General features: G+C 49.6%; 14 protein-coding genes and 1 other annotated feature. Of the genes, 9 read left to right on the top strand and 5 right to left on the bottom strand.

The features are described 5' to 3' along the window. Positions 1-5: 5 nt before the first annotated feature. Both sltY and trpR read left to right on the top strand, forming a co-directional pair. Complete coding sequence (sltY, locus tag BIY29_RS00725) at positions 6-1,934, top strand: murein transglycosylase (RefSeq protein WP_121572825.1); 1,929 nt, start codon at positions 6-8, stop codon at positions 1,932-1,934. 72 nt (positions 1,935-2,006) lie between these two features. After that, positions 2,007-2,354: a trp operon repressor gene (gene trpR, locus BIY29_RS00720; protein WP_121572823.1), complete on the top strand. Its 348-nt coding sequence runs from the start codon at positions 2,007-2,009 to the stop codon at positions 2,352-2,354. On the opposite strand, the gene yjjX is transcribed toward trpR, so the two are convergent. Next, complete coding sequence (gene yjjX, locus BIY29_RS00715) at positions 2,351-2,887, bottom strand: inosine/xanthosine triphosphatase (RefSeq protein WP_121572821.1); 537 nt, start codon at positions 2,885-2,887, stop codon at positions 2,351-2,353. The genes trpR and yjjX overlap by 4 nt on opposite strands. Positions 2,888-2,938: 51 nt before the next feature. On the opposite strand from yjjX, the gene gpmB reads away from it, so the two are divergent. Beyond that, positions 2,939-3,589 carry a 2,3-diphosphoglycerate-dependent phosphoglycerate mutase GpmB gene (gene gpmB, locus BIY29_RS00710; RefSeq protein WP_121572819.1) on the top strand — a complete coding sequence of 217 codons (651 nt, stop codon included), beginning with the start codon at positions 2,939-2,941 and terminating at the stop codon, positions 3,587-3,589. Here gpmB and robA read toward each other — a convergent pair. Then, the gene (robA, locus tag BIY29_RS00705) at positions 3,578-4,474 is read right to left on the bottom strand and encodes an MDR efflux pump AcrAB transcriptional activator RobA (protein WP_121572818.1); all 897 of its coding nucleotides are present in this window, start codon (positions 4,472-4,474) and stop codon (positions 3,578-3,580) included. The two genes, gpmB and robA, sit on opposite strands and share 12 nt — an antisense overlap. Before the next feature lie 210 nt (positions 4,475-4,684). On the opposite strand from robA, the gene creA reads away from it, so the two are divergent. Next, positions 4,685-5,173 (top strand): protein CreA, encoded by a 489-nt coding sequence (gene creA, locus BIY29_RS00700; RefSeq protein ID WP_121572816.1) that lies wholly within the window; start codon positions 4,685-4,687, stop codon positions 5,171-5,173. A 69-nt stretch (positions 5,174-5,242) separates the two neighbouring features. Here the strand turns inward: creA and arcA are convergent, their stop codons facing one another. After that, positions 5,243-5,959, bottom strand: coding sequence for a two-component system response regulator ArcA (gene arcA / locus BIY29_RS00695; RefSeq protein WP_121572814.1), 717 nt, complete (start codon positions 5,957-5,959; stop codon positions 5,243-5,245). Positions 5,960-6,584: 625 nt separating this feature from the next. Here arcA and BIY29_RS00690 point away from each other — a divergent pair. From BIY29_RS00690 to thrC, 4 genes are all read left to right on the top strand, one after another. Then, entirely contained in the window at positions 6,585-7,271 is a 687-nt protein-coding gene (locus tag BIY29_RS00690; RefSeq protein ID WP_121572812.1) for a tRNA/rRNA methyltransferase, read from the top strand. Positions 7,272-7,489: 218 nt separating this feature from the next. After that, positions 7,490-7,605, top strand: a sequence feature (Thr leader region). Positions 7,606-7,631: 26 nt separating this feature from the next. Beyond that, entirely contained in the window at positions 7,632-10,091 is a 2,460-nt protein-coding gene (thrA, locus tag BIY29_RS00680; protein WP_121572810.1) for a bifunctional aspartate kinase/homoserine dehydrogenase I, read from the top strand. A 2-nt stretch (positions 10,092-10,093) separates the two neighbouring features. Then, positions 10,094-11,023 (top strand): homoserine kinase, encoded by a 930-nt coding sequence (thrB, locus tag BIY29_RS00675; protein WP_121572808.1) that lies wholly within the window; start codon positions 10,094-10,096, stop codon positions 11,021-11,023. A gap of 3 nt (positions 11,024-11,026) precedes the next feature. Further along, positions 11,027-12,316 carry a threonine synthase gene (thrC, locus tag BIY29_RS00670; protein ID WP_121572806.1) on the top strand — a complete coding sequence of 430 codons (1,290 nt, stop codon included), beginning with the start codon at positions 11,027-11,029 and terminating at the stop codon, positions 12,314-12,316. Between the two features lie 34 nt (positions 12,317-12,350). On the opposite strand, the gene yaaA is transcribed toward thrC, so the two are convergent. Next, positions 12,351-13,124: a peroxide stress protein YaaA gene (gene yaaA / locus BIY29_RS00665; RefSeq protein ID WP_121572804.1), complete on the bottom strand. Its 774-nt coding sequence runs from the start codon at positions 13,122-13,124 to the stop codon at positions 12,351-12,353. Positions 13,125-13,383: 259 nt separating this feature from the next. Between yaaA and tal the strand changes: the two genes are divergently transcribed. Further along, positions 13,384-14,337 (top strand): transaldolase, encoded by a 954-nt coding sequence (tal, locus tag BIY29_RS00660; protein WP_121572802.1) that lies wholly within the window; start codon positions 13,384-13,386, stop codon positions 14,335-14,337. Between the two features lie 49 nt (positions 14,338-14,386). Here tal and BIY29_RS00655 read toward each other — a convergent pair whose 3' ends face one another. After that, the gene (locus tag BIY29_RS00655; RefSeq protein WP_121572800.1) at positions 14,387-15,475 is read right to left on the bottom strand and encodes a GGDEF domain-containing protein; all 1,089 of its coding nucleotides are present in this window, start codon (positions 15,473-15,475) and stop codon (positions 14,387-14,389) included. Positions 15,476-15,557 lie beyond the last annotated feature (82 nt).

Here is a 15,557-nt window from a genome sequence, read left to right as displayed (position 1 = left end):
AGGTTATGGTTAAAGCGGGTCATTGGTGGTACGCCCTGGCGGCGGTATGCCTGGCGGGGGCTTCGGGTCATGTGCTGGCGGATTCTCTGGATGAACAGCGTCAGCGCTATCAGCAGGTTAAGCAGGCATGGGATAGTAACCAGTTGGACACCGTGGCGCAGATTATGCCGACGTTGCGTAACTATCCGCTTTATCCTTATCTGGAATATCGTGCGCTGACGCAGGATCTGAGTCAGGTCAGCGCTTCACAGGTTAAACAATTTATTGCCGCACATCCCACGTTGCCGCCGGCACGTAATTTGAATACCAGCTTTGTCAATGAGTTGGCACGGCGGCAGGATTGGCAAGGATTATTAGCTTTCAGCCCACAACCGCCGAAGCCGGTAACGGCACGTTGTAATTTTTATTATGCACAATGGGCTACCGGACAGCGTCAGGGCGTATGGGATGCCACCCGCGATATTTGGCTGACGGGACGTTCACTGCCTTCAGTCTGCGATAAACTGTTTGCCGTTTGGCAACAGGCAGGCGAACAGACCCCATTGACCACGCTGGAGCGGATCCGGCTGGCAATGAAGGAAGGCAGCACCGGGTTGGTGACGTATCTGGCCAGGCAGCTTACCGATGATTACAAAACCATCAGTGATGCGCTGGTAAGGTTACACAGCGAGCCGAATACGCTCGAAAGTTTCGCCCGCTCGGTGGGCCCGACCGACTTTACCCGTAAGGTGACATTGTCTGCATTCAGCCGAGTGGCCCGCCAGGACGCTGATAATGCCCGTTCAATGCTGCCGGTGATTGTCCGTTTGCAAAAGATGAGCGCGGCAGAACGCCAGGAGATGGAAGAAATCATAGCCTGGCGTCTGATGGGCAATGATGCCACCCCGGAACAGGCGAGTTGGCGTGACGGTGTGGTGCAGCGCAGCGCTTCCGCAACATTGCTGGAGCGGAGAGTGCGTATGGCGCTGGGAACGGGGGATCGTCAAGGGCTGGCGACCTGGCTGGCGCGATTGCCGGCAGAGGTTCGGCAGAAAGATGAGTGGCGTTATTGGCGGGCTGCTTTGCTGCTGGATCAAGGAAAACGTCAGGAAGGAGAAGCGTTGTTGCGCGAACTGATGGTAGTGCGTGGTTTTTATCCGATGGCGGCGGCACAGAAGCTGAATGAACCCTATCCGATAACGATAAAAACCGCCGTCAGACCGGACCGTTTATTATCACAACTGCCGGAAGTTGTCCGCGTCCGGGAATTGATGTTCTGGCGGATGGACAATCTGGCGCGCAGTGAGTGGGTCGGTCTGGTGACCAACAGCAGTCCGCCACAGCAGGAAGCACTCGCCCGCTATGCGTTTGAGCAGCGCTGGCCGGACTTAAGCGTTCAGGCCACGATCGTCGCCAAGTTGTGGGATCATCTGGAAGAACGTTTCCCGTTGGCCTGGAATGATGAATTCCTGCGCGCCACACAGGATAAAGGTATCAGCCAGAGTTATGCGATGGCGATAGCGCGGCAGGAGAGCGCCTGGAATCCGCAGGCCCGCTCCCCGGTTGGGGCCTCGGGGCTGATGCAACTGATGCCGGCAACAGCGCAGCATACGGCGCAGATGAGTAATGTCCCTGGATACAGTAATAGCGGCCAACTGTTTGACCCACAGACTAACATCCTCTTGGGAACCCATTATCTGGAGTATGTTTATCAGACGTTTGGCCGTAACCGTATTTTGGCCTCAGCCGCCTATAATGCCGGGCCATCCCGTGTGAATACCTGGCTGAGAAACAGTGCCGGGCGTATTGACGCGGTGGCGTTTATTGAGAGTATTCCGTTCTCTGAAACGCGTGGATACGTGAAAAATGTTTTGGCCTATGACGTTTTTTATCGTCACTTCCTGCATCAGCCCGACAAGGTGCTGACCGATGCAGAATGGCAGCGGCGCTATTGAGGCTGCCCGAGCGATCATTTTTCACAACTTGTGCTATGCTGCTGTACTAGTTAAATAGTATGGCAGCCTGCTATGACCCCGTTATCGCTTATCGATCCCGCGCTCTCCGAGCAGGGTAATAAAGACTGGCTACGCTTTGTGGCGCTGTTGCAACAGTCAGTGAACGAAGATCTTCATCAGCCGTTATTACAACTGCTGCTGACTGCGGATGAACGTACCGCGCTGGGTACTCGGGTACGTATTATTCAGGAACTGATACGTGGTGAAATGAGCCAGCGCGAATTGAAGAACGAATTGGGCGCAGGGATCGCGACCATCACCCGTGGTTCGAATAGCCTGAAAGCCGCGCCTCCCGCACTGAAAAGCTGGCTGGAAGCGCAATTACTGCCCGAAGATAAAGGTCGGGGCAATGAGGGTTAATTTACAATCTGTACCGGCGTCTGGTAGATAGGGTTATGAAAAGGCACGAGCGCCAACAGCAGTGCCTGATGATAGACGCTGGTGCGCGACAGTTTTCCGTCAGTGAAAACACCTATGGCGCCGCCCTGATGCTTAATGTCCTGTATACCTGTCAGTCGTGCCATCTCATCGCCTAATTCTCTCCCTTCACGGATACCTTGTAATATACTTTCTGGTAGAATCAGGCTGGCAGAGCGTGATTCACCGCGCAGGTGAGTGTTTTCAATCACCATCCAGGCGAATGTCATGTGCTCTTCTATTCCTGCTTCAACGCCAACCCAAAAGTCAGCTTCCGGGCGCACTTGACGGGCCATCATCACCCGGTTTCTGGCGCCGGTGCGGGTTTCAACCGATCCGAGCGGTTGGCGTGGAACGCCGCTGTCGACATCAACACCCTCTATGCGGCAATTGTCTGCACCAAAGACATCTGTGAATGCTAAAGTAATAGCCTCAATTTTTGCCGGGTTGGTGGTTGCTGCTACAACGTGATACATAACGGTTTTATACTCTTTAGTTAATTTGACGCAGTATAACGGAAAATAACCATGTTACAGGTATATCTTGTTCGCCACGGCGAAACGGAATGGAATATGACGCGGCGTATTCAAGGGCACTCTGACAGTGCGCTAACGCCTCGGGGTGAACATCAGGCGCATCAGGTTGCGGAGCGCGTAAAAAAATTGGGCATTACACATATCTTTACCAGTGACTTAGGGCGAACACGCCGCACTACGGAAATTATCGCCCAGGCGTGCGGTGATTGTCAGATAATCATTGAGCCAGGTTTACGTGAGCTTAATATGGGGATCCTTGAGAAACGCGATATTGACTTGCTGAGTGTAGAAGAAGAAGGGTGGCGTAAACAACTGGTGGATGGCACGCCTGACGGGAGGATCCCAGAGGGTGAATCGATGGTGGAAATGGCGGCGCGTATGCACGGTGTGCTGGAACGTTGCCTGGCGCTGCCTGAAGGAAGCCGCCCCCTGTTAGTCAGTCATGGTATGGCGCTGGGATGTCTGCTCAGTACGATACTGGGTTTACCTGCCTGGGCCGAGCGCCGCCTGCGGCTGCGCAACTGTTCCCTGTCACGCATTGATTATCAACAGAGTCCGTGGCTGGCTTCCGGATGGGTTGTTGAAACAGCCGGTGATGTATCGCATCTGGATACCCCGGCATTGGATGAGCTACAGCGCTGATTCTTGTTCAGCATGCAGCAGTATGGGAATAAAAAATTCACAGCGGATGGTTTTGGGCATTGTGTCGGAATTAGCAGATTCAGCGTTGGGATGGAAGCGCTCTACGTTAAACCCTTTCCGGCGGGTGAGTTGGAATGTCGGCATACTGGTGTCATATAACGTGATAATGAAATCCTGTAGTCCATCAGACGGTCCTTCATAGATAAACATGGCGTAATCACCGCTTGGTAAGGTGATCGGCTCGCCGGTATGTACGTCATCCGGCAAGTATTGTGTCTCCAGTGCGGTGGTGTAGAGCACCTCATGCTCGTCGTCTTTCTCCTTGCTCGGCTGCGAATGATGCAGTCCATACAGCACTGGCGGGATCGTTTTGGTTTCGCCCAGGAACTGGCGCCAGTAATGAATACGGATTTCAGTCCTGAAATTACAAATCTGTTCCAGACGACAGCTATAGGTTTGTGTCAGTCCGATAAAGTGCATTTCCGGCAACGTAACGAACTGAGGTTGTGGCAATGTGAATTCGCCTAAACGGATAGGCGGATGGATGCCGTAAGTATTCCAGTTATCCGAACGCCGATAAGACGCAGGTGTTTGTGCAAACTGTTTTTTAAAAGCGCGAGTGAAAGTTTGTTGAGAATCGAAGCGATATTGCAGGGCAATATCAAGGATCGGTCTGCTGGTCAGACACAGCGCCACAGCAGCTTTGGTTAGCCGACGAGCGCGAATGTATGAACCAATCGCATGTCCGGTCACCTCCTTGAACATCCTCTGTAAATGCCATTTTGAGTAGCCTGCTTTTGCTGACACATTATCGAGGGATAAAGGCTGATCGAGATGGCTTTCCAGCCAGTCAAGGAGGTCACGTATTATACTGGCTTGATCCATAGATCTTCCTCATAAAACACACTGAGCACTAAGTACATAGATGGGTAGCATCATAGCAATTTTTTTACATTGGTACTGCTTAAGATTTTAAAGATGTTCTGTTCGGTATTCGGATAATACAATGTGGGCACTGTGGCGATTTATCTGACATGACGCTGTCCCCTCACGCAGATGTTAATAATTGGTGATAAATAATTTGAGAGTCGGAATATGAATAAAAAGTTCATGATGAGTGTTGGCTTACTGGTGTTGTCTGTGGGTTCCGTTCAGGCTGAAGAGATTGGTTCCGTCGATACGACGTTTAAGCTATTGGGCCCGGACCATAAAATTGTGGTGGAGGCGTTTGACGATCCTGATGTGGATAACGTGACCTGTTACATCAGCCGGGCGAAAACCGGAGGAATCAAAGGTGGGCTAGGGCTGGCAGAAGATACGTCAGATGCCGCGATTTCTTGTCAGCAGGTTGGGCCAATCGTACTGAACGACAAAATTAAAAATGGCGGCAAAAAAGGGGAAGTGGTATTCCAGAAACGCACATCGTTGGTGTTTAAAAAGTTACAGGTAGTGCGATTCTACGATCAGAAGCGCAATGCGCTTATCTATCTGACCTATTCCGATCGTCTGGTTGAGGGATCGCCAAAAAATGCATTAAGTGCTGTGCCGGTGATGCCATGGGTAAAGGGCAGTAGCGCAGAGTAGAAGGAAAACCATCAGTATGCTGAAAGGTGTGGCCGAAGCAGGGAACTGAGCTGCTTCGGCTGAGTGGAATCAGTCTTCCAGATCGCCACAGAAGCGGTAACCTTCACCGTGAATGGTGGCAATAATTTCAGGGGTATCGGCCGTAGATTCAAAGTGTTTACGGATACGGCGGATGGTAACGTCGACCGTGCGGTCATGAGGCTTCAACTCGCGCCCGGTCATTTTCTTCAACAGTTCCGCACGGGACTGAATCTTGCCGGGGTTTTCACAGAAATGCAGCATGGCGCGGAATTCACTGCGTGGCAGCTTGTATTGCTCACCAGCGGGGCTGATCAATGAACGGCTGTTAATGTCCAGTTCCCAGCCATTAAAGCGATAGCTTTCAACCAAACGACGTTCTTCTGTGCCGCCACCCAGATTCATGGTGCGTGACAGCAGGTTTCGGGCCCGGATGGTTAATTCACGCGGATTGAATGGTTTAGTGATGTAGTCATCGGCGCCAATTTCCAAACCAAGGATCTTGTCCACTTCGTTGTCGCGACCGGTAAGGAACATCAGAGCGACGCTGGCTTGTTCACGCAGCTCACGTGCTAACAGTAAACCATTTTTACCTGGCAGATTGATATCCATGATCACCAGATTAATGTCGTTCTCAGACAGGATGTGATGCATTTCTGCGCCATCTGTGGCTTCGTGAACAAGATATCCTTCCGCCTCAAAAATACTTTTGAGGGTATTGCGAGTTACCAACTCGTCTTCAACAATAAGAATGTGCGGCGTCTGCATGTTTGCTACCTAAGATTGCCAACTAAAATAATAGAGATCGGAAGTACATAAGTCGCTGTTATCATTGGAGTTTCATAGGCAAGTAGCGCCATCTCACTCAACATTGGACTAAAGTACGTAAATGCGTTCTTGATGCATATTTCACCTGCACGCATACGACGACGGCAAATGATAACAGCACTGGTTTAACAGCGCTCAAAGTGGCGCATAGTTTAACCTTATTAACAGCAACATAACAGTAAGCATGGATTTTGCTTACTGATAAATCTACGGTTCCGTTGACATATATCAAATTTCATTGTAGCACGGTAACTATTTTGTGAAAAACACTTACAAGATTGCCAGGTTAAGTCACAATTTAGCACTTTTTATGAACGATTCAGCATAACAAATGTTGATGGTGGAAATATAAAAAGTTGTTGCGGAATATTATTTTAATGTATTGATATTTAATATATTATTTTTATTTTTATGATAAATAATCCCGGCTGATCGACGATTTTTCCATTAGGCTGCATCTCTTTTTACTCATGGTTAACGACGCGATATTTTGTTGTTCTCTTGTTAATTTACAAAATAACATCTGCCTGGCGTTTCCTCTTTTAGTGTTACTTATGGAGTGTTGATGCAGTTTCATATTATTTTGGTTGAACCCGCACGAGCCGAGAATGTGGGAGCCGCCGCGAGGGCGATGAAAACGATGGGTTTTGATGAGTTGCGCATTGTCGGCAGCAACGTTCATCAGGAGCAAGCCGCACGTTGGGTCGCTCATGGTTCAGTGGATATTCTGGATGCGGCAACGACGTTTCCTACGCTGGCGGATGCGTTGGCAGATATTGATTTTACTATTGCAACCACGGCACGCAGCCGTGCCCGATTTCGTTATTATTGCACGCCCGCCGAATTGTTAGGGGTGGTGCAGGAAAAACAGCACTGGGTAGGATCTGCTGCGCTGGTGTTCGGGCGTGAAGACGCTGGCCTGACAAATGAAGAACTCGAACTGGCGGATATTTTAACCGGCGTACCGATGAAAGCTGACTATCCGTCGCTGAATCTTGGTCAGGCAGTGATGGTGTATTGCTATCAACTGGCGGAGTTAATGCGGGTCAAACACGACGAAGCCATACCGCCACAATCCGGGCAGTTGTCGGCGTTACGTCAGCGATTAGAGAGGCTGCTAATCAATTTAGCGGTAGATGATGATGAAAAATTACGCGACTGGATTCATCAACGACTGGGTCGATTAGAGCAGAGGGATACGGCAATGTTGCATATGTTGCTGCATGATGTCGAGAAAGCGATATCAAGATAAAAAATTGATAAGTTATTTATTTTTGGTTAGATATATTGATTTGTTATTTTTGATAAAAAATAATATCATTGATTGAAATTTTTGTGGCTTATTCCACTTTTTTTACTCTCTATCTGACGCCATGAAAAAAAAGAAATCCATTGACTTCAAGGGGCGATTGTCCTAACTAATAGGGCAGTCAGATCTCAATTTAATAAGATAATATTTTATAATGCGCACTGTCAGCCTGATCACCACGATTATTACCATCACCGGTACAACCAGTAACGGTGCGGGCTGACGCATACAGAAGAATCAAAAAAAGCCCGCACCGAACAGTGCGGGTTTTTTTATGACAGAAATTCAGGAGAAAAGAAAAAAATGAGAGTGTTGAAATTTGGCGGGACTTCAGTGGCAAATGCGGAGCGTTTTATGCGCGTTGCCGACATTATTGAAAACAATGCGCGCCAGGGACAGGTTGCCACCGTACTGTCAGCCCCGGCAAAAATTACCAACCATTTGGTCGCGATGATTGATAAAACCGTCGCCGGACAGGATATACTGCCGCATCTACACGATGCTGAAGCTATTTTCTTTTCTTTACTGCAAGGCCTCGTACAGTCTCAGCCAGGATTTGATATTGCCCGGCTGAAAGCGCTGGTGGATCAGGAATTTGCGCAATTAAAACAGGTTCTGCATGGTATCGCTTTGCTGGGGCAATGCCCTGATAGTGTGAATGCATCCATCATCTGCCGTGGTGAAAAACTGTCCATCGCTATTATGGAGGCGGTGTTTCAGGCGCGAGGTTATTCTGTCTCCGTGATTAATCCGGTAGAAAAATTGCTGGCTCAGGGTCATTACCTCGAATCTACCGTAGATATCGCCGAGTCTACCCGCCGTATTGCCGAGAGCGCTATTCCCGCCGAACATATGATCCTGATGGCGGGTTTCACCGCAGGGAATGATAAAGGAGAACTGGTGGTACTGGGTCGTAATGGTTCGGATTACTCCGCCGCCGTGCTGGCAGCCTGCCTGCGTGCGGACTGTTGTGAAATCTGGACGGATGTCGATGGGGTGTATACCTGCGATCCGCGCCAGGTGCCGGATGCCAGGCTATTGAAATCGATGTCCTATCAGGAGGCGATGGAGCTATCCTACTTTGGTGCCAAAGTCCTTCACCCCCGCACCATCGCTCCTATCGCCCAGTTCCAGATCCCCTGCCTTATCAAAAACACCGAAAACCCTCAGGCTCCCGGCACGCTTATCGGGATGGACAGCACCGATACGCAATATCCGGTCAAGGGCATCACCAATCTGAATAACATGGCGATGTTTAACGTCTCCGGCCCCGGTATGAAAGGCATGGTCGGCATGGCGGCCCGTGTGTTTGCCGCCATGTCGCGGGCCGGTATCTCCGTGGTTCTGATTACGCAGTCGTCTTCTGAATACAGTATCAGTTTTTGCGTGTCGCAAAATGAACTGGCTCGCGCCAGAAAAACGCTGGAAGAGGAGTTCTATCTGGAACTAAAAGAAGGCGTGTTGGATCCGCTGGATGTGATGCAGCGCCTGGCCATCATCTCTGTGGTTGGTGACGGTATGCGCACGCTGCGTGGTCTTTCTGCCCGTCTATTCTCCGCACTGGCAAGTGCCAATATCAATATCGTCGCGATTGCTCAGGGTTCCTCTGAGCGTTCAATTTCCGTTGTCGTCAATAATGACGTGGCGACGACCGGCGTTCGTGTGGCGCATCAGATGCTGTTTAATACCGATCAGGTTATTGACGTGTTCGTTATCGGTGTCGGCGGTGTGGGCGGCGCACTGCTGGAGCAGATCCATCGTCAGCAACCGTGGCTTAAGCAGAAGCATATCGATCTGCGGGTGTGTGGTATCGCCAATTCAAAAGCGTTACTGACCAACATAAACGGTATCCCGATGGATAACTGGCGTGATGAGCTGGGGAAAGCCCGTGAGCCTTTTAATCTGGGGCGTTTGATCCGTCTGGTAAAAGAATATCACTTGCTGAATCCGGTGATTGTGGACTGTACGTCAAGCCAGGCCGTTGCCGATCAGTATGCAGATTTCCTGGCCGATGGTTTTCACGTGGTGACGCCGAACAAGAAAGCCAACACCGGATCGATGAACTACTACCAGCAATTGCGTAGTGCGGCTGCGAAATCACGCCGCCGGTTCCTGTATGACACCAACGTAGGTGCTGGTCTGCCGGTTATCGAGAACCTGCAAAATCTGTTGAACGCCGGTGATGAACTGATCCGTTTTACCGGTATTCTGTCCGGTTCGCTGTCCTTTATTTTCGGCAAGCTGGATGAAGGTATGTCATTGTCCGAAGCCACGCTGCAAGCTAAAGAAAAAGGGTATACCGAGCCTGATCCGCGTGATGATCTATCCGGTATGGATGTGGCGCGCAAACTGCTGATTCTGGCCCGTGAAGCCGGTTATCAACTGGAGCTGGATGACATTGACGTGGAATCCGTACTGCCGGTCGGTTTTGATGCCTCAGGCGATGTGGCCAGTTTCATGAGACGTTTGCCGTCAGTGGATGATGAGTTTGCCAGCCGTATCGAGCAGGCGCGTAATCAAGGCAAAGTGCTGCGTTATGTCGGTATGATCGAAGACGGGCGCTGTAAAGTTCACATCAGCGCCGTGGGGGGAAATGACCCGCTGTTTAAAGTCAAAGATGGCGAAAATGCGCTGGCTTTCTACAGTCGTTACTATCAACCATTGCCATTGATATTACGGGGGTATGGCGCGGGTAATGATGTTACCGCCGCAGGTGTATTTGCCGACTTACTGCGTACCCTGTCATGGAAGTTAGGAGCTTAATTATGGTTAAGGTGTATGCACCTGCGTCGATTGGCAACGTCAGCGTCGGGTTTGACGTATTGGGCGCCGCCGTTTCGCCGGTAGACGGCTCACTACTGGGCGACTGTGTCTGTGCTGTTGCGGCGGATCAATTCAGCCTGCGCTGCGAAGGCCGATTTGTCAGTAAGCTGCCGGACGATCCGAAGCAAAATATTGTGTATCAATGCTGGGAGCGTTTCTGTCAGGAAATCGGTAAAACTATTCCGGTGGCAATGACGCTGGAAAAGAACATGCCGATCGGCTCTGGCTTAGGTTCCAGTGCCTGTTCCGTGGTGGCGGGCTTGATGGCGATGAATGAGTTCAGCGGTAAGCCGCTGGATAATACTCGCCTGCTGACGCTGATGGGCGAACTGGAAGGACGTATTTCAGGCAGCGTACATTATGATAATGTGGCGCCCTGTTTTCTTGGTGGCATTCAACTGATGCTGGAAGAAGAGGGGATTATCAGCCAGCCGGTTCCTGCGTTTGAAGACTGGCTGTGGGTGATGGCCTATCCGGGCATTAAGGTGTCGACTGCCGAGGCGCGGGCCATTCTGCCGGCGCAATATCGCCGCCAGGATTGCATCAGTCATGGCCGTTACCTGGCGGGTTTTATTCACGCCTGCCATACCGGGCAAGCCTCGCTGGCGGCTAAACTGATGAAAGATATCATAGCAGAACCTTATCGGACCAAACTGCTGCCCGGCTTTACCGAAGCGCGGAAAGCCGCACAGGATATTGGGGCGCTGGCCTGTGGTATTTCTGGATCAGGTCCGACGTTATTCTCGGTATGCAATGAAATGGGCAGCGCACAGCGCCTGGCCGACTGGCTACGGGATAACTATTTACAGAACGATGAAGGTTTTGTTCATATTTGCCGTCTGGATACGACAGGCGCACGACAACTGGGATAATGCATGAAACTGTACAACCTTAAAGATCATAATGAACAGGTCAGCTTTGCACAGGCTATTCAACGAGGGTTGGGAAGTCAGCAGGGACTGTTCTTTCCTTTGGAACTGCCCGAATTTAACCTGACTGAAATCGACGAACTGCTGGAAATGGATTTTGTTACCCGCAGCAGCCGTATTTTATCCGCCTACATCGGGGATGAAATGCCCGATGAAACGGTATATCAACGAGTCAAAAAGGCATTTGCTTTCCCGGCGCCAGTGGCCTCGGTATCAGAAGATATTGCTGCATTAGAACTGTTCCACGGCCCGACGCTGGCGTTCAAGGATTTCGGCGGACGTTTTATGGCGCAGATGCTGACGGAGGTCGCGGGAGATAATAAAATCACCATTCTTACCGCCACATCAGGTGATACTGGCGCTGCGGTCGCTCACGCGTTTTACGGTCTGGAAAACATTCGTGTGGTGATCCTCTACCCACATGGGAAAATCAGTCCGTTGCAGGAAAAACTGTTTTGTACGCTGGGGGGCAATATTCATACTATTGCCGTCGATAGTGATTTTGATGCCTGTCAGTCACTGGTTAAGCAGGCTTTTGATGATGAAGAGCTGAAAAAGACGATTGGTCTTAACTCGGCTAACTCTATTAATATCAGCCGGTTGCTGGCGCAAATCTGTTACTACTTTGAAGCGGTGGCACAACTGCCGCAGGAAGCGCGTAATCAGCTGGTGGTTTCTGTTCCGAGCGGCAACTTCGGCGATCTGACGGCTGGCCTGTTAGCCAAATCTCTCGGCCTGCCAATTAAACGTTTTATCGCTGCCACCAATGCCAACGACACGGTGCCGCGTTTCCTGAGCAGTGGCGCCTGGGAGCCGAATAAGACGGTCGCCACGCTGTCTAACGCGATGGATGTGAGCCAGCCGAACAACTGGCCGCGTGTGGAAGAGCTGTTCCGCCGTAAAAACTGGCAACTGAAAACTTTGGGCTTTGGGGCGGTAAGTGATGACGCCACCAAAGAGACGATGCATGAACTCGACGCGCTTGGCTATACCTCAGAGCCGCACGCGGCGATTGCCTATCGTTTATTGCGCGATCAGCTACAGCCCGGCGAATTTGGCCTGTTCCTGGGAACGGCGCATCCGGCGAAATTCAAGGAAAGTGTGGAAGACATTCTGGGTAAAACACTGGAACTGCCTGATGCGCTGGCGAAACGCGCCGAACTGGACTTACTGTCGCATCACTTCCCGGCTGATTTCGCACAGTTGCGTCAGTTCCTGATGACGTTGCCGCAATAATCTCTTTTCAGGGGCGGTGAGTTTTCCCGCCCCGTCATTGCTGGTGGCGTTTAAACACCAGTTCGTGAACGGACGATTCCGCCTCGGCAAAGAAATAACCTTCCAGATCAAAATCTTTCAACTGTTCCGGCTGCGTCAGGCGGTTTTTGATAATAAAGCGGCTCATTAATCCACGTGCTTTTTTGGCGTAAAAGCTGATGATTTTAAACTTGCCGTTTTTCTCATCCAGAAATACCGGTTTAATTAGCCGGGCATTCAGTTTTTTGGGTTTAACGGCTTTGAAGTATTCATCCGAAGCCAGATTAACCAGAATGTCGTCACCTTGTTCGCTTATTGCCTGATTCAGCGTTGCAGTGATGATATCGCCCCAAAAGCTATAGAGATCTTTGCCCGCCTTGTTGTCGAGTTTGGTGCCCATTTCCAGCCGGTAAGGCTGCATTAAATCCAGCGGTCGTAAAACGCCGTATAAGCCGGACAGCATACGCAGGTGTTGTTGGGCGAAATCAAAGTCTTCTTCGCTGAAATTTTCGGCGGCCAGGCCAGTGTAGACATCCCCTTTAAAGGCCAGCAGAGCCTGTCGTGCATTATCCGGGGTAAAGTCGGGGTGCCACTCATTAAAGCGAACGGCATTCAAGCTGCCCAGTTTGTCGCTGATGCCCATAAGTGATGAAATCTGCGCTGGCGTCAGTTTCTTACAGATGGAAATTAATTGGCTGGAATAGTCCAGCAATTCCGGCTGGGTAAAGCGTTGTGTCGCTAAAGGACTGGTGTAATCGAGTGTTTTTGCGGGTGAAATAATTATTAACATGCGCCATGTCCTATCGGGCTGATTTAGATGCTTTTACTGTAGCAAAAATCAAGTAAGAAAGCGGCGATGGTTATGACAGGGGGCGGTAATCATCAGGTCGGTTGCCGGATAACAGTAAAATAGTTAATAGTGGAATAATTAACTGACAAAGGCTGTCTTGCGCCGGGTTTCGCGCGTGTTATTATCAGATTCAGGCGACGATAGAATGCCACCAGTTCATGCACTAATAACCCACGCATAAACAATGAGAAATGCCAACATGACGGATAAACTGACTTCCCTACGCCAATTGACAACAGTTGTAGCTGATACCGGCGATATTGCGGCAATGAAATTGTATCAACCGCAAGATGCCACCACTAACCCTTCGCTGATTCTTAATGCTGCTCAAATCCCCGAATACCGCAAACTGATTGACGACGCGGTTGTCTGGGCGCGTACCCAGAGCGATGACCGTGAACAGCAGGTGGCCGCTGCCACGGATAAGCTGGCGGTCAACATTGGTCTTGAGATTCTAAAACTGATCCCTGGCCGTATCTCTACAGAAGTTGATGCCCGTCTTTCTTATGACACCGAAGCCAGTGTCGCGAAAGCAAAACATTTGATTAATCTTTATAACGATGCTGGCATCAGCAATGACCGTATTCTGATCAAATTGGCTTCCACCTGGCAGGGTATTCGTGCTGCGGAGCAACTGGAAAAAGAAGGAATCAACTGTAACCTGACGCTGTTGTTCTCCTTTGCGCAGGCTCGTGCATGTGCCGAAGCTGGCGTATTCCTGATTTCACCGTTTGTTGGTCGTATTCTGGATTGGTACAAAGCCAATGGCGATAAAAAAGAATTTGCCCCTAACGACGATCCTGGCGTGATTTCCGTGACTGAAATCTACAATTATTACAAAGAACACGGTTATGAAACCGTCGTTATGGGTGCGAGCTTCCGTAATCTGGGTGAGATTATTGAGCTGGCTGGGTGTGATCGTCTGACCATCGCTCCGGCCTTGCTGAAAGAGCTGGCTGAAAGTGAAGGGGAAGTGACCCGTAAACTTTCTTATACCGGCGACGTTAAGGCGCGTCCGGCTAAACTGACGGAAGCACAGTTCTACTGGCAGCATAATCAGGATCCAATGGCCGTCGATAAACTGGCCGATGGCATCCGCAAATTTGCGGTCGATCAGGAAAAATTAGAAAAAATGATTGCTGAACTACTGTAAAAACTGGTTCGAAAAATAGCCGGTTCGACAAGCGACATCCGGCTATTTATTATTTCGCCACCGTATTGCGCGTTATTTTGGCGACATAAAGTTTTTCATCCGCGCGTTTCATTACCGTTGCTAGATCTTCTTTTTCAATGAGATATTCGACCAATCCGATGCTGACCGCCAGGCTCACATCATTTCCAAGTATTTCACTATTGGCGTTGCTGACTCCCAATTTGGCCCGCTCTGCAACTATGTAGGCATCTTCCAGATTTATGTTAGGTAAAACAATAGCAAATTCATCACCGCCAATGCGTCCAAAAATATCTTCCCGGCGGAATGATTTTTTTAAAACGTCGGCCACAACTTTCAGTGCCTCATCCCCGGCGCTATGGCCGAAAGTATCATTCACCTTCTTGAAGTGATCGATATCGATGAGGATGACGCAAACAGGGCTTTTGGAAAAATTAGAGATACCCAGCGCTTTATTGGCGGCCATAAAAAACGCATCCCGCCTCAGGTATCCGGTCAAGTCGTCATATCTTGCGGTTATTGGTAATTCTATCAGGTACTTTTTGGCCAGTATGGAAAGTAAACTACCCAGCACGGCACAAAGCAGTGCAATGCACACTATCAAGATGGCTGGCATGGCAGAAGTGAACGTATCGAGTATCGACGGGGGAGGCTGTTCTGAATTGGTTCTTATCCGAATTCCCAGCAGTTCGTCCTTCGAGGATAAAATAGGGAGGATGAACGTTAACGTGCCCTTTCCCGCATACTCTCCGATCGAAGGAAGTTTAGTCTGGCAGATGCGTATGATTGCCATATCATTAAACTTTAACTCTGATGCCGATAATCTATTGATGCATTCACTGCTCACATCACGAGTATTAAATACCAGGGTTCTTATCCGTGCGTAGGTGTAGCGCCCTGTTTTACTTGTGGTATCACTTTCTAAAACGTCTCCGCCGGAATTATGAGATCCATAAGTTTTAATCATCGTATCAAGGTTTTGCCTTTCTATCTGCCAGGCGTTTTTGTTTGATTTATGCATAATAGTAATGGAGATCACAATGGAAATAAGACCGAACAGAATAAATGCGGATATCGGATGGGAAAAAAACTCTAATATCTTATACTTAGTGCTATTCATGAATACTTCCTTGGTGTGACTTTATTTACTTATTATCTTGATCGAGAACACGCTGCTTTATAATTTTATCATATTATCTAAA

This window comes from Brenneria alni (assembly GCF_003666245.1).
GTDB lineage: Bacteria > Pseudomonadota > Gammaproteobacteria > Enterobacterales > Enterobacteriaceae > Brenneria > Brenneria alni.
The sequence above is the reverse complement of the archived record's forward strand: the minus strand, read 5'-3'. Positions and strand labels throughout refer to the sequence as shown.